Raw genomic sequence first — 14574 nt, forward strand, 5'->3', positions numbered from 1 at the left:
CTTTTCGGCATCGCGGGCGTTGTCGTTACAGCGGCAGGTCGAACACCAGCACTTCGGCGTCGTTGCCGTTTTCCAGGGTCAGCTGCGCTTCGTCGCTGATCTGCAGTGCATCACCGGCTTCCAGTGTGATGCCATTGACCTGCAGCTGGCCTCGGGCCACCTGCACATAGGCGCCACGACCGTTGCCGAGGGCGTGGTGCAGCTTCTGGCCGCCATCGAGGATGGTGGCGAAGATGCGGGCATCCTGGTGGATGCGCAGCGAACCGTCGGCACCGTCCGGCGAGGCGATCAGGCGCAGCTGGCCGCGCTTGGTTTCCGGGGCGAAGTGGGTCTCTTCGTAGGACGGCGTGATGTTCTCCGCGTCCGGGAAGACCCAGATCTGCAGGAAGTGCACGGTCTCGTCGGCGGAGTGATTGAACTCGCTGTGGCTGACACCGCTGCCGGCACTCATGCGCTGCACGTCGCCGTAACGCAGCACCGAACCGGTGCCCATCGAGTCCTTGTGCTCCAGCGCGCCGCCCAGCACATAGGAAACGATCTCCATGTTGCTGTGGCTGTGGGTGCCGAAGCCCTGGCCGCCGATCACCTTGTCTTCGTTGATCACCCGCAGCGGGCCGAAGCTGACGTAGCGGGGGTCGTAGTAGTTGGCAAAGGAGAAGGTATGGCGCGAGGACAGCCAGCCATGCTCGGCCAGGCCACGGGTAGCGCTCTTGCGGATCTGCAGCATGATGGAATCTCCTTGTTCGATGGTTTCGATGGGGCGGGGTGGGCTGGTAGCCGCTGTGTTTCCCCGTTGGAGAGAAGTATCCGCTTGCGCCCGGGGTTTGAAAAACGGATAGTTTTGACAGCCATCATCGAAAAATTCGAATGCTCAAACTCAGTCTCGATGCCCTGCAGATCCTGGACGCCATCGACCGCCGCGGCTCGTTCGCCGGCGCCGGCAAGGCTCTGCACAAAGTGCCTTCGACCATCTCCTACACCGTGGCCAAGCTGGAGGAGGACCTGGGTGTACAGCTGTTCGACCGGGTCGGCCCGCGCGCCGAGCCGACCGAGGCTGGCCGCGCGCTGCTGGACGAAGGACGGCACCTGCTGCGCGCGGCCCGGGAGCTGGAACTGCGGGTGCGCCGGGTGGCGTCGGGCTGGGAGACCGAACTGACCCTGGCGGTGGACTCGGTGTTCCCGACCTGGCTGCTCGGCCCGGACATCGCCGCGTTTCGTGAGGCCGAGGCACCGACCCGGCTGCGGTTGATCGGCGAAGCCCTGTCCGGTACCTGGGAGGCCTTGCTGGACCGCCGTGCCGACCTGCTGGTCGGTGCGCCGGGCGAGGGTCCCAGCGGCGGCGGTTACGTGGTCGAGCCGCTGGGCACGGTGGAGTTCGTGTTCGCGGTCGCCCCCGACCATCCGTTGGCTGCAGTGCCGGGTGTGCTCGGTCGCGAGCAGCTGGTCGAACACTGCGCGATCGCGGTCTCCGATTCGGCGCGACGGCTGCTGCCGCGCACGGTCGGCCTGTTGATGGGACAGGAAATGCTCACGGTGCCGGACATGGCCAGCAAGCTGAAGCTGCAATGCGAGGGTGTGGGCTTCGGATTCCTGCCCGAGCCGTGCGCACGCGCTGCGGTGGCGCGTGGTCAGCTGGTGATCCGTGAGGTGGAGGAGCACAAGCCGGAAGAGACCTTCTGGCTGGCCTGGCGCACCGGTGAGGATGGCGCCGCACTGCGCTGGTGGCGCGAGCGCCTGCGCAGGCCGGAGCTGCTGTCGCAGTGGTGGCAGTCAATGGCACGGGGTTAGGGGTACGGCAGGGCTGCGCCCTGCACCCGCTACGAGCTGGAGCAACAGCAACAGCAACAGCAGAAGCTGGTTTCCTGAGGGATGGCGGGGTGGGTCCGGTTGCGGGGGCGTGAGCCGCATGGATGCGGCGACCCAGCTTACATGGACGTACTTGCAGCGTCCCCCGCAACCGGACCCACCCCGCCTTCGACAGATTTCCGCGATCTGTCGGAACGGCATGGACCGCTGTTGGTAGGTGTCGACCTTGGTCGACACAGTAGATCCACGCCATGCGTGGATGCTTTTCGATCTCGATTCGAAATATTCGATTCCGATGAAGATTCATCCACGCATGGCGTTGATCCATCAGATCGCGGAAATCTGTCAGAGGTGGGGCGGTGTCGGAGTGCGGGGTGTCCGCGGCATGGATGCCGCGGCCAAGCCTCCATGGACGGGTTCACGGCGTCCCCGCACTCCGACACCGCCCCGCCATCCCACGGAACACCAGCTTCTGCTGTTGCCGTTGCCTTGGCTTGAAGCATCTGCGGGTGCAGGGCGCAGCCCTGCCGAAAAACACACATAAAAAAACAGCAGGCCGAGGCCTGCTGTTTCGGTGTAATGGTGCGCCCGGAGAGATTCGAACTCCCGACCGCCTGGTTCGTAGCCAGGTACTCTATCCAACTGAGCTACGGGCGCCAATTACATAAACTTGTTGTGCTGACTGTGTGTGGTGCGCCCGGAGAGATTCGAACTCCCGACCGCCTGGTTCGTAGCCAGGTACTCTATCCAACTGAGCTACGGGCGCGCGGTACACAATCAACTTACTGCCTAATTTTACTGCATTTCCAGCGGCGGATGCTGGAAACCTGTCGAGTGGTGCGCCCGGAGAGATTCGAACTCCCGACCGCCTGGTTCGTAGCCAGGTACTCTATCCAACTGAGCTACGGGCGCCCTGCGACAGGAGCGGAATTATGCGGATCTCGGCGCGGACCGTCAACAGTTTTGTGAAAATTTTCACCCAACTGAATGAAAAAGCTGTCAGCCACGGCGTCCGGTGCCTTCAGCCAGGCGAAATGATCGGCACGCGTGCCCAGTTCCTGCGCGGAAAGCACGCGCAGCTGCGCGGCCACATTCGGCAGCTTCGCCAGCAACGTCTGCATCGATCCGGTCGGTGCCAACCAGTCGTGTTCCATCAGCACCGCCTGTGCGCTGCCATGCACGCGTGCCATCTGTGCGTCGAGGTCTTCGGCCATGCCCGCGGCGGCGTAGTGATTGTTCAGGCCCACGCGCGCCCAGTCGGCGATCAGCCCACGTGCTTCGGTGCCACCGAAGCCGAGGCGACGGCCATGCAGCACGCCTTGGCGTTGTGCGATCCACGGCAGGAAGCGATAGACCAGCGGCAGCAGCCAGCCGCGTGGCGGCGGGAAGCTGCGCCAGAACGGTGAGCCACTGGCGGCCAGCCACAGCCGATTGAAGTGCTGCGGATGTCGACCGGCGTGTACGCAGGCCAGCTGCCCACCCAGGCTGTGGCCACCGATGATCCAGGGCAGGGCGCCCGTTTCGTGGTCCGCTGCGGCCAATACGCCCTGGCTGCTCGGCAGATCCTGATCGAGTACTTCGCGATAGCCCCAATCCTGGGTGCGTGACGGACGCAGCGAGCTGCTGCCGTTGCCACGCCACTCGTGCAGGTACACCGCCACCCCCTTGGCCGCCAGCGCCTGTGCCAGCGGCAGGTAATGGCGTGCGGCCACGCCCAGCGCCGGCAGCCACAGCAGGCGTGCGATCGGCTGTGCCGGAACGCATGCGATCACTTCATATCGATGGCCATCACCGCACTGCACGGCAACAACCTGCGGTGTCACGCTCATGCGTGTGGTGCCGCGCCGAAGTGGTCGAGCACCAGTACCTCGCTGCGGCCCGGTGCGTAGCCTTTCTGCAGCCCGCGTGCGACGTAGTCGATGCCGGCTTCGCAGGCGTTGGCCAGGCTCAGGCCATTGCACAGCTGCGCGGCAATGGCCGAGGCCAGCGTGCAGCCAGTGCCGTGCGCATCCAGCGGCAGGCGGGCATGGATGAACTCTTCGCTGCTGACGCCGTCGAAGTAACGGTCGATCACCCGGTTGCCTTCATGCAGGTGCCCGCCCTTGAGCAGCACCGCGCCAGCGCCGAGGTCGAGCAGGGCCGAGGCGGCGCGTTCTGCATCTTCGGCATTGCCGATGCGGCGGCCGATCAGCAGCTCGGCTTCCGGGGTATTCGGGGTGACCAGCGTCGCCAACGGCAGCAACCGTTCGCGCATTGCGTTCAGGGCACTTTCTTCGAGCAGGCGCGCGCCACTGGTGGCCACCATCACCGGGTCCAGCACCACATGCGGCGGGCGGTGCTTCTCCAGTGCGTCGGCAACGGCGTTGATCACTTCGGCATTGGCCAGCATGCCGAGTTTCACGGCGTGGATGTCGAAGTCGTCGAAGCAGGCTTCGATCTGTGCACGCAGGAATTCGACCGGCGGCACGTGCACGGCGGTGACGCCGCGGGTGTTCTGCGCGGTCAGTGCAGCGAACACGGCCAGGCCATGCACGCGATGTGCGGCGAAGGCCTTGAGATCGGCAGGGACGCCGGCGCCACCGCCTGAGTCGGAGCCGGCGATGGTGAGGGCGGAAACGGGAGTGGTCGGGCTCATCAGGTGATTGTGCCGTGGTCGCCGTCAAGGCGGTAGCGTCGATCCGGTAGACGGGGTCAGATCCCGTTTCCGCGGGAAAAGGGATCTGAGCCCAAGCGCGGACGGTTCAATGCCGCCAGCGCGCCCACTGCTGGTACAGCACATAGCCCAGCCCGGTCAGGCCGGTCAGCAGGGCGGGCGCGAGCAGGGCGTCGTACTGCCAGCGCATGAACAGCCAGGCGCCGAGGATGCCGCCGGCGAGGAAGCCGCTGATGATCAGGCCGCTGAGGGTCAGCCGTCGTACCTGCAGCGGCAGCCCGCGGAGCAGGTGGCCGAGGCCGATGCCGAGGTCGGTGAACATGCCGCTGAGGTGGGTGGTGCGCACCACCGCGCCACTGAAGGTGGTGGCCATCGCGTTCTGCAGGCCGCAGGCCATGGCGGCGGCCAGTGCACCCCATATCTGATGCTGTTCGAACAGGGGGATGGCGACCAGCAGCAGTGCTGATTCCAGTGCCAGCGCCACGCCGTAGCGGCGGCCCAGCTGCAGGGCGCTGTCCTGGATCAGCAGGCCGCTGAGCATCGCGCCCAGCGAGAACGCGATCAGCAGCCCCCACAGGTGGCCGACCGCACGCCAGTCGCCCTGTGCCAGGGCCATGCCCAGCTGGCTGGTGCTGCCGGTCATGTGGCTGACGGCCTGGTGTTCGAAACCGAGGAAGCCGACCACATTGACCATGCCAGCCACGCACGAAAGCGCGACCGCGCCGATCCAGACCCAGGTGGGCAGGCGTATTCCCATCGGCGGGGCCCCTCAGGGCCCGCCGAAGCCGCCGTTGAACTGCAGCTCGCTGAAGGTGTTGCTGGCGGGATCGAACACGGCGCCCCAGAACTGCGCGCCGCCATCGCAGACGCGGATCGCTTCACGGGCCGGATTGATGCTGCCATCGTCAGGCAGGTGGAAGGCGTTGATGTAGATCAGCCGCTTGCCGGCGCTTTCGATGCCGACGTACTGGCGATCGAAATCCAGCACCTTGGGAACCTGTGCTTCCAGCGAAGGCAGCTTCGCCTCCAGCTGGTCGATCTGCTGCCGGCTGGGCGCCCAGTAGCCGCTGACCCGCCCGGCCTCGCGGCCGGGGCTGGCGCGCGAGCAGGTGTCGAGCACCTGCGCGGCGATGATCGGGCGGGTGACCACCCAGGACTGGCCGGTACGCTCGGCGGTCGGCACGCTGGCCGGGCCGCGCGTGGTGGTGCAGGCGCCGAGCACGGCTGCGAGGGTGATCGCAGCCGTGGGCAGCAGCAGGCGGGTGCAGCGGTTCACAACACCTCCGAGGCGTAGTCGGCCAGGCGCGAGCGCTCGCCACGACGCAGCGTGATGTGCGCGCTGTGCGGCCAGTTCTTGAAACGGTCCACCGCGTAGGTCAGGCCCGAGGTGGTCTCGGTCAGGTACGGGGTGTCGATTTGCTCGACGTTGCCCAGGCAGACGATCTTGGTGCCGGGGCCGGCACGGGTGATCAGCGTCTTCATCTGCTTCGGGGTGAGGTTCTGCGCCTCGTCCAGGATCAGGTAGCGCGACAGGAAGGTGCGGCCGCGCATGAAGTTCATCGAGCGGATCTTGATGCGGCTGGCGAGCAGGTCGTTGGTGGCCTGGCGGCCCCAGGTGCCGCCTTCCTGGTTGTGGGTGAGCACTTCCAGGTTGTCGGTCAACGCGCCCATCCACGGCGTCATTTTCTCTTCCTCGGTGCCGGGCAGGAAGCCGATGTCTTCGCCGACGCTGACCGTGGCGCGGGTCATGATGATCTCGCGATAGCGCTGCTGGTCCATCGTCTGCGCCAGGCCAGCCGCCAACGCGAGCAGGGTCTTGCCGGTGCCAGCGGTGCCAAGCAGGGTGACGAAGTCGATTTCCGGATCCATCAGCGCATTGAGCGCGAAGTTCTGTTCGCGGTTGCGCGCGCTGATGCCCCACACGGCGTGGCTGCCGTGGCGGAAATCATCGACCAGCGACAGCACCACCTTGCCATCGCCGACCACGCGGCTGACACGCAGCTCGACTTCGTCTTCGCCGGGCAGGTAGACGTACTGGTTCGGGTACCACTCCTCGCCATCCTGCGCCAGGATTTCGTAATGCGTGCGGCCCTTGTCGCTCCAGCTGCGCAGGTCATCGCCGTGGCGCTTCCAGAAGTCTTCCGGCAGCTCGGTGGCGCCGGTGTAGAGCAGGCTGAAATCATCCAGCGCGCGGTCGTTCTCGTAGTCCTCGGACACGATGCCGGCGATCGCTGCCTTGATCCGCAGGTTGATGTCCTTGGATACGAACACCACCGGGATCTCCGGGGTCTCTTCCTTCAGGGCCAGGATCGCGCCGAGGATGGCGTTGTCCGGGATCACCTTGCCGAAGCTCTTGCCGGCATCGAAATGGCTGGTCTGGAAGCGCAGCAGGCCCACGCTCTGCTTGCCGCGCAGCTGCAGGCCCTGCGGCCGCTGCAGCGGAATGCCGTCGGCCAGGTTGTCCAGGCCCGACGCCTGCACCAGCTCGTTGAGGAAGCGGCTGACCTGGCGGGCGTTGCGGCTCGCCTCGGTGGTGCCCTTCTTGCCGTTGTCCAGCTCTTCGATCACCTGCATCGGCAGGTAGACGTCGTGCTCCTCGAATTTGAACAGCGCGGTGGGATCGTGCATCAGCACGTTGGTATCCAGCACGTAGATGCGCTTGCCTCGGGTCATCGTCGATTCCTGGTTACGGACAGGGAAAAACCATCACGGCCTGCTGCGGGGCAGGGTGATGGCAGACACAGTAGGCAGTGGGACTCACTTGGACTGGGAGGCCTTCAGTTCGGCGAGAACGGCATCGGCATGGCCGGCGACCTTGACCTTGCGCCAGGACTGCACGATGCGGCTGTCGGGGGAAATCAGGAAGGTGCTGCGCTCGATACCACGTACCTGCTTGCCGTACATGTTCTTCATCTTGATCACGTCGAAGGCGCTGCACAGCGCTTCGTCGCCATCGCTGACCAGCGGGAAGCTGAACCCCTGCTTGGCACAGAAGTTGTCGTGCGACTTCACCGAATCACGCGACACGCCCAGCACGACGGCACCGGCCTTCCTGAATTTCGGCAGCAGCGCGTTGAAGTCGATGCCTTCGGTGGTGCAGCCGGGGGTGCTGTCTTTCGGGTAGAAGTACAGCACCAGCCATTGGCCGGCGTAGTCGCCGAGGGTGGCCTGTTCGCCGCCGGACAGTGCCAGCGGCAGGGAAAGAGTGGTGCTGTCCAGGGTGTCGCCGTTGTTCATGAGGTCCTTCTGTCGAGCCTGGGTTCTTTCCAAGACAATTGCATGAAACGCCACGCGCCTGTGAGAGGCGCGCGAAATTCAGAACTTCATCGGGTCCATGATCGCGTCCAGGTTCAAGTGGTCGCAGAACTCGAGGAAATCGTCGCGCAGTGCGGCGATGTGCATGTTGGCTGGCACGCCGATGGTGACCTGCGCGCTGAACATTTCCGCACCGGTCTGCATGGCGCGGTAACGCGTGCTCTGCAGGCTCTCGATGGTGATGCCCTGGCGGTCGAAGAAGTCGGCCAGCTGGAACAGAATGCCCGGCTTGTCGGCGGCGATCACCTCCACGATGTACGGCAGCAGGTTGGACTGCGCCTGCTTGGCCGCGGTGCGGTACCAGACCAGCTTCAGGCCTTCTTCGCGCTCGAGCCGGGTCAGCATCGCTTCCAGCTTGGCCACCGAATCCCAGGAGCCAGTGGCCAGGGCGGTGACCGAGACATCGCGGCCGACCGTGGCCAGGCGTGCGTCCACCAGATTGCAGCCGCTGTCGGCAATGCGGCGGGTGACGGACAGCAGGGGGGACTCCGGATGCGTCGTATAGGCGTTGATCAGGAGGTGGTTTTCGCTCGGCGCGGGGCGCGGGGTGGTGTCGGTCAAGGCGATTCCGGGTAATGCATGCGTTAGTCTGAATGCCCGCCAGAGGCGGGGATCCACCGGTGTCCAGCATACTTGCCCGTGGTTTCGCGCCGCAAGTAACATTCAGGTCGCCCCCGGCCTTTCGTGGCGGGCGTTTTCCCTTTCCAGCCAAGAGCAGCACGTCCTTGTCCCTTTCCGGCCTCATCACCGCGCTGGCGACCCCGTTCCGGGCCGACGGCGCCCTCGACCCCGACGGTTGGCAGCGCCTGCTGCATCTGCAACTGGAAGGTGGTGTCCATGGCGTTGTCGTTGCCGGCTCGACCGGTGAAGCGGCAACCCTCACCGATGCCGAGTACGACCAGCTGCTGGCCAGCGCGGTCGAGCGCATCGGCGGCCGCATCCCGGTCATGGCCGGTACCGGCCTGTCGGGTACCGCCAAAACCATCGAACAGACCCGCCGCGCCGCCGCGCTCGGTGCCAGCCACGCGCTGGTGGTCACCCCGCCGTATGTACGGCCGACCCAGGCCGGCCTGATCGCGCACTACCGCGCCGTCGCCGACCAGGGCGGGCTGCCGGTCGTGCTGTACAACGTGCCCGGACGTACCGGTTGCGACATGCAGCCGGAGACCGTGGCCGAGCTGGCCAGCCATCCCAACATCGTCGGCATCAAGGAAGCCGTGGGTGACACCGGCCGGGTGCAGGCGCTGCTGGCGTTGCGCAGCGCGCAGTTCGCCGTGCTCAGCGGCGATGACGGTACCGCTGCGCGTTCGATCCGGGCTGGCATCGATGGCCTGATCTCGGTCGGTTCCAACGTGCTGCCGGGCGCCTATCGCCGGATGTGCGAGCTGGCGGCCGCCCACGACCACGAAGCCACCGAATCATGGGATGGGCGCCTGCAGCCGTTCCATGAGTTCTGTGGCGTCGAACCGAACCCGATTCCGGTCAAGGCGCTGCTGCGCCGCATCGGCATCGGCCACGACCTGCGCCTGCCGCTGCTGCCGTTGTCGGCAGTGCATCATCCGGCTGCCGATCACCTTGCCGGCGACATCGCCGCCCTCGAAGCCCTTTCCAGCCACTGACCTTTCGTCTTGGTCTGACCCAGGAGATTCACATGCGTCAATCCGTTTCCACTGTCCGCGTGCTGTCCTACGCCCTGCTTGCTGTGGCCGTCGCCGCCGGCACCACCGGTTGCTTCAAGCGTGGCGTCAAGGGCGACTACGCCTTGGCGCCGGAAATGCGTCCGCTGGAAGTGCCGCCGGACCTGAACCTGCCGGCCACCACCGGTGACAACAAGCTGCCGGCTGCGGCTTCGGTGACCAAGCCGGCTGCGCCGGTTGCGGCGGCTCCGGCCGTGGGCAACACCGGCTTCACCATTGCCGGAGGCAAGGATGAAGCCTTTGCCAAGGTGGGTACCGCGCTGGAAGGCGTGGAAGGCGTGACCATCGCCAGCCGCGCGCAGCTGCTGGGCTCGTACGACGTGGCCTACGAAGGCAGCAACTTCCTGGTGCGTGTGGTTGCCGTCGACGCCGGTGCTTACATCTCCGCGGTCGACCCGCGTGGCCTGCCGGCCACCGCCGAGGCCCCGGTGAAGCTGATTGCCGCGCTGAAGGCGAAGCTGGCGCAGTAAGCGCGGGTCGGGTGGGGGCGGGCCCAGGTCCGCACCTGCCTTGGGTAGCGCCGGGCCATGCCCGGCGAGCGTGAAGCGCGGCCCAGGATCCGCCGGGCATGGCCCGGCGCTATCGAAAAAAAGGGCGCCGATGGCGCCCTTTTCCTTGCCGCAACAAGCGCTTCTCAGCGCTTCAGCAGCTTCAGCTTGTCCGGCTTGCCGTCCCATTCGCCGGCGTCGGCAGGTGGGTCCTTGCGCACGGTCAGCACCGGCCATTCTTTGGCCAGTTCGGCATTGAGGGCGACGAAGCTTTCCTGGCCGGCGGGGACATCGTCCTCCGGGAAGATCGCATTGACCGGGCACTCCGGTTCGCAGAGGGTGCAGTCGATGCACTCATCCGGGTCGATCACCAGGAAGTTCGGGCCTTCGTGGAAACAATCCACGGGGCACACTTCCACGCAATCGGTGTGTTTGCACTTGATGCAGTTTTCGGTGACGACAAAGGGCATGGGCTGGGGGTGGATCGATTCCTGAACCCGACAATTCTAGAACAGGTTGGCCCCCGGTGTCGGCGCAGGGCGGAAAACGGGCGTCTGGCAGGCCCGGCCATGGCTGGTTGGCGGCAGGGCAACGCCCATGCGACGCTGTGGCGCAGCCGGTCATCCGCGATGGCCGGCGCCCCTTCCCAGCAGGAACGTCCATGTCCCAGATCCAGACCGGATCCGCCTTGCACCGCGGTGAGAACACCGCGTTCATCGTCCTGATCAGCTGCGTGGCCACCCTCGGTGGATTCCTGTTCGGCTTCGACAGTGGTGTCATCAACGGCACGGTTGATGGCCTGCGCCAGGCCTTCAATTCCAGTGAGGCGGCGCTGGGCTTCGAAGTCGCCTCGATGCTGCTGGGCTGCGCGATCGGTGCATTCCTGGCCGGTTGGCTGGGCGACCGCCTGGGCCGTCGCGGCGTGCTGATCGTGTCCGCGCTGTTGTTCCTGGTCTCGGCGCTGGGTGCCGGTGCTGCGCATGCCTCCTGGCTGTTCATCGCCGCACGCGTGCTCGGCGGATTCGCAGTGGGCGCGGCCAGTGTGATGTCGCCGGCCTACATCGCCGAAGTGGCGTCGGCACGCTATCGCGGTCGCCTGGCCACGGTGCAGCAGATGGCGATCATCTGCGGCCTGTTTGCCGCCTTCCTCAGCAATTACCTGCTGGCCCGTGCCGCCGGGGCCTCCACCGAGCCATTGTGGCTGGGGCATGAGGCCTGGCGCTGGATGTTCTGGATGCAGGCGCTGCCGTCGGGCCTGTTCCTGCTGCTGTTGCTGGTGATCCCGGAGAGCCCGCGCTTCCTGGTGCTGAAGGGCCGGCAGGCGCAGGCGAGGGCGGTGCTGGCACGGTTGTATGGCGAGGACGCGGCGGTGGCCAAGCAGGCCGAGATCGAGGCCAGCCTGGCCCAGGACCAGCACAAGCCTCGCTTCGGCGATCTGCTCGACAAGGCCACCGGCAAACTGCGCCCGATCCTCTGGGTGGGTATCGGCCTGGCGATGTTCCAGCAACTGGTTGGCATCAACGTGGTGTTCTACTACGGCGCGGTGCTGTGGCAGGCGGTGGGCTTCTCGGAAAGCGACGCGCTGCTGATCAATGTGTTGTCCGGTGGGCTGAGCATCGGTGCCTGCCTGCTGACCGTGCTGCTGATCGACCGCATCGGGCGCAAGCCGCTGCTGTGGATCGGCTCGGTCGGCATGTCGGTGGCGCTGGTGCTGATGGTGGTCGCCTTCGCCAGCGGCAGCCTGGTCGACGGTCGCCTGCAGCTGTCCGATGGCATGGGCCGGCTGGCCCTGGTTGCGGCCAATGCCTACGTGGTGTTCTTCAACATGTCCTGGGGCCCGGTGATGTGGGTGATGCTGGGTGAGATGTTCCCCAACCAGATCCGCGGCCCGGCGCTGGCGGTGGCCGGCGCGGCGCAATGGACCTCGAACTTCGCCATCACCGTGACCTTCCCGATGCTGCTGGCTGGCATCGGCCTGGCCGGTGCCTACGGCATCTATATGGTCGTGGCGATCCTTTCGATCTTCTTCGTGGTCCGCTACGTGCGCGAGACCAAGGGCAAGGAACTGGAGCAGATGGAAGGCTGACGAGTTACAGCTTCGGTTGCATCCAGTTGGCGCCTGGTTGTCCCGAGTTTGAGGGGGCAGGCCGCCCTCTCCAGGACACGCAAAAGCCCATCCATGGTGCTCGGTGGCGCCATCCATGGCGCCAACGGTCCTGGAGAGGGCGGCCTGCCCCCTCCTGACAGTTTCATGGTGCGTGCGGACGCGGCGAAGCGCTGGTCGGTTGTTGCCGGGGTTCGCGGGAAACCGTCCAGAGCCGGTGGGGTCACCCAGGGCGGGACCGTTGGCGCCATGGGTTGGGCGCATGCGCCCGACGGGTTGGGCAGGAGCCCAACCCCGGTCTTGCGGTGTGCGCAGGACAGCGCACGCGAGCAAGGCGCCATCGAGCCCCCATGGATGGGTTCACGGCGTGTCCTGCCCTGGGTGACCCCACCGGCTCAAGCCGATTGCAGGGAAGCGCCGATGCGACCAACCCGACCGCAGTCACTGCAATCCCGGAAAACAGAAAAGCCCGCACAAGGGCGGGCTTTCTCGGTTCCTGCTGCGGCGACTGGTGCTCCCTAGGGGACTCGAACCCCTGTTTTAGCCTTGAGAGGGCCACGTCCTAACCACTAGACGAAGGGAGCAGTGTGTCGCTGCCGATGCAGGAGCGCTAGTATATGCACCTCGATGCCATTGGGCAATCCCGAAACTTCAACCGGAAGCGCCAACATCATTTCCTCTGCTCCATCACCGTTCAGCCTGCGCGTCATCCCGCGCGACCAGCACACGATCTCCCGCAAGGACATCAGCCCGAACGCCCTGCGCGTGCTTTATCGCCTGCGCGATGCCGGCTTCGGCGCCTACCTTGTGGGTGGCGCGGTGCGCGATCTGCTGGTCAATGGCCAACCCAAGGATTTCGACGTGGCCACCGATGCCACGCCCGAGCAGGTCAAGCAGTTGTTCCGCAACTGCCGCCTGATCGGCCGCCGATTCCGCCTGGCCCATGTTGTGTTCGGCCGCGAGATCATCGAAGTGGCCACGTTCCGTGCCAACAGCGATGACGGCAGCGGCGACCGCGAGATGGAAAACGGCATGCTCGTGCGCGACAACGTGTACGGCACCATCGAAGACGACGCCATCCGCCGCGACTTCACCTGCAACGCCCTGTATTACGCCATCGAGGACTTCTCGGTGCGTGACTACACCGGCGGCTTCGAAGACGTGCAGGCACGCCTGATGAAGTTGATCGGCGACCCGGTGCAGCGCTACCAGGAAGATCCGGTGCGCATGCTGCGTGCGGTGCGCCTGGCGGCCAAGCTTGGTTTCCAGATCGAAGAGGGCACCGCCGCACCGATCCCGCAGCTGGCCGGCCTGCTCAATGAGGCCGCGCCGGCGCGCCTGTTCGAGGAAGTGCTCAAGCTGTTCCTGTCCGGGCACGGCGTGGCCAGCTTCGAAGGCCTGGAGCGTTACGGCCTGCTGGATGTGCTGTTCCCGGAAAGTGCCAAAGCCCTCAAGTCCAACCGCACCGGCGCGCTGCGCCGCATGCTGGTGGAAGGCCTGGCCAACACCGATGCGCGTGTGGCCAATGACGAGCCGGTCTCGCCGGCATTCCTGTTCGCGCTGTTGCTGTGGCCGGCGTACTGCCGTGCGCAGGCGACCCTGCTCAAGCAGGGCGTGGCGCCGGAAGAGGCGCAGCGTCGCGCCGCCGACCGCGTCACCGTGCAGCAGCTGAGCACCATCGCATTGCCGCGCCGCTTCTCGCTGCCGATGCAGGAGATCTGGCTGCTGCAGTCGCGCTTCGGTTCGCGCCAGCGCAAGCGCGTGTTCCGCACCCTGACCCACCCGCGCTTCCGCGCCGCGTTCGATTTCCTGGCCCTGCGCCAGGTGGCCTCGGCCGAGCACGAGGCCGATGTCGCGTTCTGGCGCGAAGCGCAGGCGCAATCCGGGCATGAGCTGGAATCGTCGCTGGATTCGCTGCACCACGAGGGGGTTGACGAAGAGGGTGGGGTGCCGCGCAAGCGCCGCCGTCGCCGTCGCCGTCCGGGTGCCCCGGCTGGTGCTGCGGGCGAGTAAGCGATGACCCTTGCCTGGATCGGCCTCGGCGCCAACCTTGGCGACGCGGCTGCAACCGTCCGCGCAGCGATTGCTGCGCTGGATGGCCTGCCCGGCACCCGCGTGGACAGGGCGTCGCGCCTGTACGCCACGCCGGCCTGGGGTAATGAAGACCAGCCGCCGTTCGTCAACGCGGTGGCTGCGGTCGAAACCGATCTGTCGGCCGACGAACTGCTGCAGGCGATGCTGTCGCTGGAGCGGCACTTCGGCCGCGTGCGCGATCCGCAGGTGCACTGGGGGCCGCGCGCGCTGGATCTGGACCTGCTGCTGCATGGCGCGCAGGTGATCGATCAGCCCGGCCTGCAGGTGCCGCATCCCTATATGCACGAGCGCGCCTTCGTATTGGTGCCACTGGCCGAAATCGCGCCGGATCTGGCCATTCCCGGCCACGGCCGCGTGCAGGATGCAGTGATGCGGGTGGATGCCTGCGGGATCGCGCCGATAGGGTGATAATGCCCG

General features: G+C 66.1%; 15 protein-coding genes and 4 tRNA genes. 6 read left to right on the forward strand and 13 right to left on the reverse strand.

Annotated features, from left to right (window positions below; translation table 11 throughout):
* Positions 1-25: 25 nt before the first annotated feature.
* The gene (locus AC3ITW_RS08110; protein ID WP_153675284.1) at positions 26-727 is read right to left on the reverse strand and encodes a pirin family protein; all 702 of its coding nucleotides are present in this window, start codon (positions 725-727) and stop codon (positions 26-28) included.
* 140 nt (positions 728-867) lie between these two features.
* On the opposite strand from AC3ITW_RS08110, the gene AC3ITW_RS08115 reads away from it, so the two are divergent.
* Positions 868-1788 carry a LysR family transcriptional regulator gene (locus AC3ITW_RS08115; protein ID WP_049400457.1) on the forward strand — a complete coding sequence of 307 codons (921 nt, stop codon included), beginning with the start codon at positions 868-870 and terminating at the stop codon, positions 1786-1788.
* A gap of 598 nt (positions 1789-2386) precedes the next feature.
* Here the strand turns inward: AC3ITW_RS08115 and AC3ITW_RS08120 are convergent.
* The 10 genes from AC3ITW_RS08120 to AC3ITW_RS08165 form a co-directional block, all read right to left on the reverse strand.
* Positions 2387-2463 (reverse strand) — tRNA-Arg (locus tag AC3ITW_RS08120).
* Between the two features lie 32 nt (positions 2464-2495).
* Positions 2496-2572 (reverse strand) — tRNA-Arg (locus tag AC3ITW_RS08125).
* A gap of 69 nt (positions 2573-2641) precedes the next feature.
* A tRNA-Arg gene (locus tag AC3ITW_RS08130) sits at positions 2642-2718 on the reverse strand.
* Positions 2709-3635: an alpha/beta hydrolase family protein gene (locus AC3ITW_RS08135; RefSeq protein WP_100468148.1), complete on the reverse strand. Its 927-nt coding sequence runs from the start codon at positions 3633-3635 to the stop codon at positions 2709-2711. Before AC3ITW_RS08135 ends, AC3ITW_RS08130 begins: the two co-directional genes overlap by 10 nt.
* On the reverse strand, positions 3632-4441 hold the full coding sequence (thiD, locus tag AC3ITW_RS08140; RefSeq protein ID WP_065722889.1) for a bifunctional hydroxymethylpyrimidine kinase/phosphomethylpyrimidine kinase: 810 nt from the start codon (positions 4439-4441) through the stop codon (positions 3632-3634). Before thiD ends, AC3ITW_RS08135 begins: the two co-directional genes overlap by 4 nt.
* A gap of 106 nt (positions 4442-4547) precedes the next feature.
* Positions 4548-5216 (reverse strand): YoaK family protein, encoded by a 669-nt coding sequence (locus AC3ITW_RS08145; RefSeq protein WP_012479756.1) that lies wholly within the window; start codon positions 5214-5216, stop codon positions 4548-4550.
* Positions 5217-5228: 12 nt separating this feature from the next.
* Complete coding sequence (locus AC3ITW_RS08150) at positions 5229-5735, reverse strand: hypothetical protein (protein ID WP_065722890.1); 507 nt, start codon at positions 5733-5735, stop codon at positions 5229-5231.
* A complete protein-coding gene (locus AC3ITW_RS08155) occupies positions 5732-7132 on the reverse strand; it encodes a PhoH family protein (protein ID WP_489390218.1) in 1401 nt (466 codons plus the stop codon). Before AC3ITW_RS08155 ends, AC3ITW_RS08150 begins: the two co-directional genes overlap by 4 nt.
* Before the next feature lie 84 nt (positions 7133-7216).
* Positions 7217-7696: a peroxiredoxin gene (locus AC3ITW_RS08160; protein ID WP_004153048.1), complete on the reverse strand. Its 480-nt coding sequence runs from the start codon at positions 7694-7696 to the stop codon at positions 7217-7219.
* Positions 7697-7774: 78 nt separating this feature from the next.
* Positions 7775-8335 (reverse strand): glycine cleavage system transcriptional repressor, encoded by a 561-nt coding sequence (locus AC3ITW_RS08165; protein WP_012510695.1) that lies wholly within the window; start codon positions 8333-8335, stop codon positions 7775-7777.
* Positions 8336-8499: 164 nt separating this feature from the next.
* Here AC3ITW_RS08165 and dapA point away from each other — a divergent pair, with 164 nt between their 5' ends.
* The gene (gene dapA / locus AC3ITW_RS08170) at positions 8500-9393 is read left to right on the forward strand and encodes a 4-hydroxy-tetrahydrodipicolinate synthase (RefSeq protein ID WP_012510696.1); all 894 of its coding nucleotides are present in this window, start codon (positions 8500-8502) and stop codon (positions 9391-9393) included.
* Positions 9394-9425: 32 nt separating this feature from the next.
* A complete protein-coding gene (locus AC3ITW_RS08175; protein ID WP_004153055.1) occupies positions 9426-9941 on the forward strand; it encodes a hypothetical protein in 516 nt (171 codons plus the stop codon).
* Positions 9942-10105: 164 nt separating this feature from the next.
* Here AC3ITW_RS08175 and fdxA read toward each other — a convergent pair whose 3' ends face one another.
* Complete coding sequence (gene fdxA / locus AC3ITW_RS08180) at positions 10106-10429, reverse strand: ferredoxin FdxA (RefSeq protein ID WP_489390219.1); 324 nt, start codon at positions 10427-10429, stop codon at positions 10106-10108.
* 191 nt (positions 10430-10620) lie between these two features.
* On the opposite strand from fdxA, the gene AC3ITW_RS08185 reads away from it, so the two are divergent.
* The gene (locus AC3ITW_RS08185) at positions 10621-12045 is read left to right on the forward strand and encodes a sugar porter family MFS transporter (protein ID WP_100434430.1); all 1425 of its coding nucleotides are present in this window, start codon (positions 10621-10623) and stop codon (positions 12043-12045) included.
* A 527-nt stretch (positions 12046-12572) separates the two neighbouring features.
* Here AC3ITW_RS08185 and AC3ITW_RS08190 read toward each other — a convergent pair.
* A tRNA-Glu gene (locus tag AC3ITW_RS08190) sits at positions 12573-12647 on the reverse strand.
* 49 nt (positions 12648-12696) lie between these two features.
* On the opposite strand from AC3ITW_RS08190, the gene pcnB reads away from it, so the two are divergent.
* Together pcnB and folK are read left to right on the forward strand one after the other, a co-directional pair.
* The gene (pcnB, locus tag AC3ITW_RS08195; protein WP_489390220.1) at positions 12697-14076 is read left to right on the forward strand and encodes a polynucleotide adenylyltransferase PcnB; all 1380 of its coding nucleotides are present in this window, start codon (positions 12697-12699) and stop codon (positions 14074-14076) included.
* 3 nt (positions 14077-14079) lie between these two features.
* Entirely contained in the window at positions 14080-14565 is a 486-nt protein-coding gene (gene folK / locus AC3ITW_RS08200; RefSeq protein WP_489390221.1) for a 2-amino-4-hydroxy-6-hydroxymethyldihydropteridine diphosphokinase, read from the forward strand.
* Positions 14566-14574: the final 9 nt, after the last annotated feature.

Source organism: Stenotrophomonas sp. KH_052 (assembly GCF_057838755.1).

Coding starts and splice junctions, on each gene's coding strand:
- AC3ITW_RS08185 (WP_100434430.1), top strand. CDS start 10,621: ATGTCCCAGATCCAGACCGGATCCGCCTTGCACCGCGGTGAGAACACC.
- AC3ITW_RS08145 (WP_012479756.1), bottom strand. CDS start 5,216: ATGGGAATACGCCTGCCCACCTGGGTCTGGATCGGCGCGGTCGCGCTT.
- AC3ITW_RS08160 (WP_004153048.1), bottom strand. CDS start 7,696: ATGAACAACGGCGACACCCTGGACAGCACCACTCTTTCCCTGCCGCTG.
- AC3ITW_RS08175 (WP_004153055.1), top strand. CDS start 9,426: ATGCGTCAATCCGTTTCCACTGTCCGCGTGCTGTCCTACGCCCTGCTT.
- folK (WP_489390221.1), top strand. CDS start 14,080: ATGACCCTTGCCTGGATCGGCCTCGGCGCCAACCTTGGCGACGCGGCT.
- AC3ITW_RS08155 (WP_489390218.1), bottom strand. CDS start 7,132: ATGACCCGAGGCAAGCGCATCTACGTGCTGGATACCAACGTGCTGATG.
- AC3ITW_RS08135 (WP_100468148.1), bottom strand. CDS start 3,635: ATGAGCGTGACACCGCAGGTTGTTGCCGTGCAGTGCGGTGATGGCCAT.
- fdxA (WP_489390219.1), bottom strand. CDS start 10,429: ATGCCCTTTGTCGTCACCGAAAACTGCATCAAGTGCAAACACACCGAT.
- AC3ITW_RS08115 (WP_049400457.1), top strand. CDS start 868: ATGCTCAAACTCAGTCTCGATGCCCTGCAGATCCTGGACGCCATCGAC.
- AC3ITW_RS08110 (WP_153675284.1), bottom strand. CDS start 727: ATGCTGCAGATCCGCAAGAGCGCTACCCGTGGCCTGGCCGAGCATGGC.
- thiD (WP_065722889.1), bottom strand. CDS start 4,441: ATGAGCCCGACCACTCCCGTTTCCGCCCTCACCATCGCCGGCTCCGAC.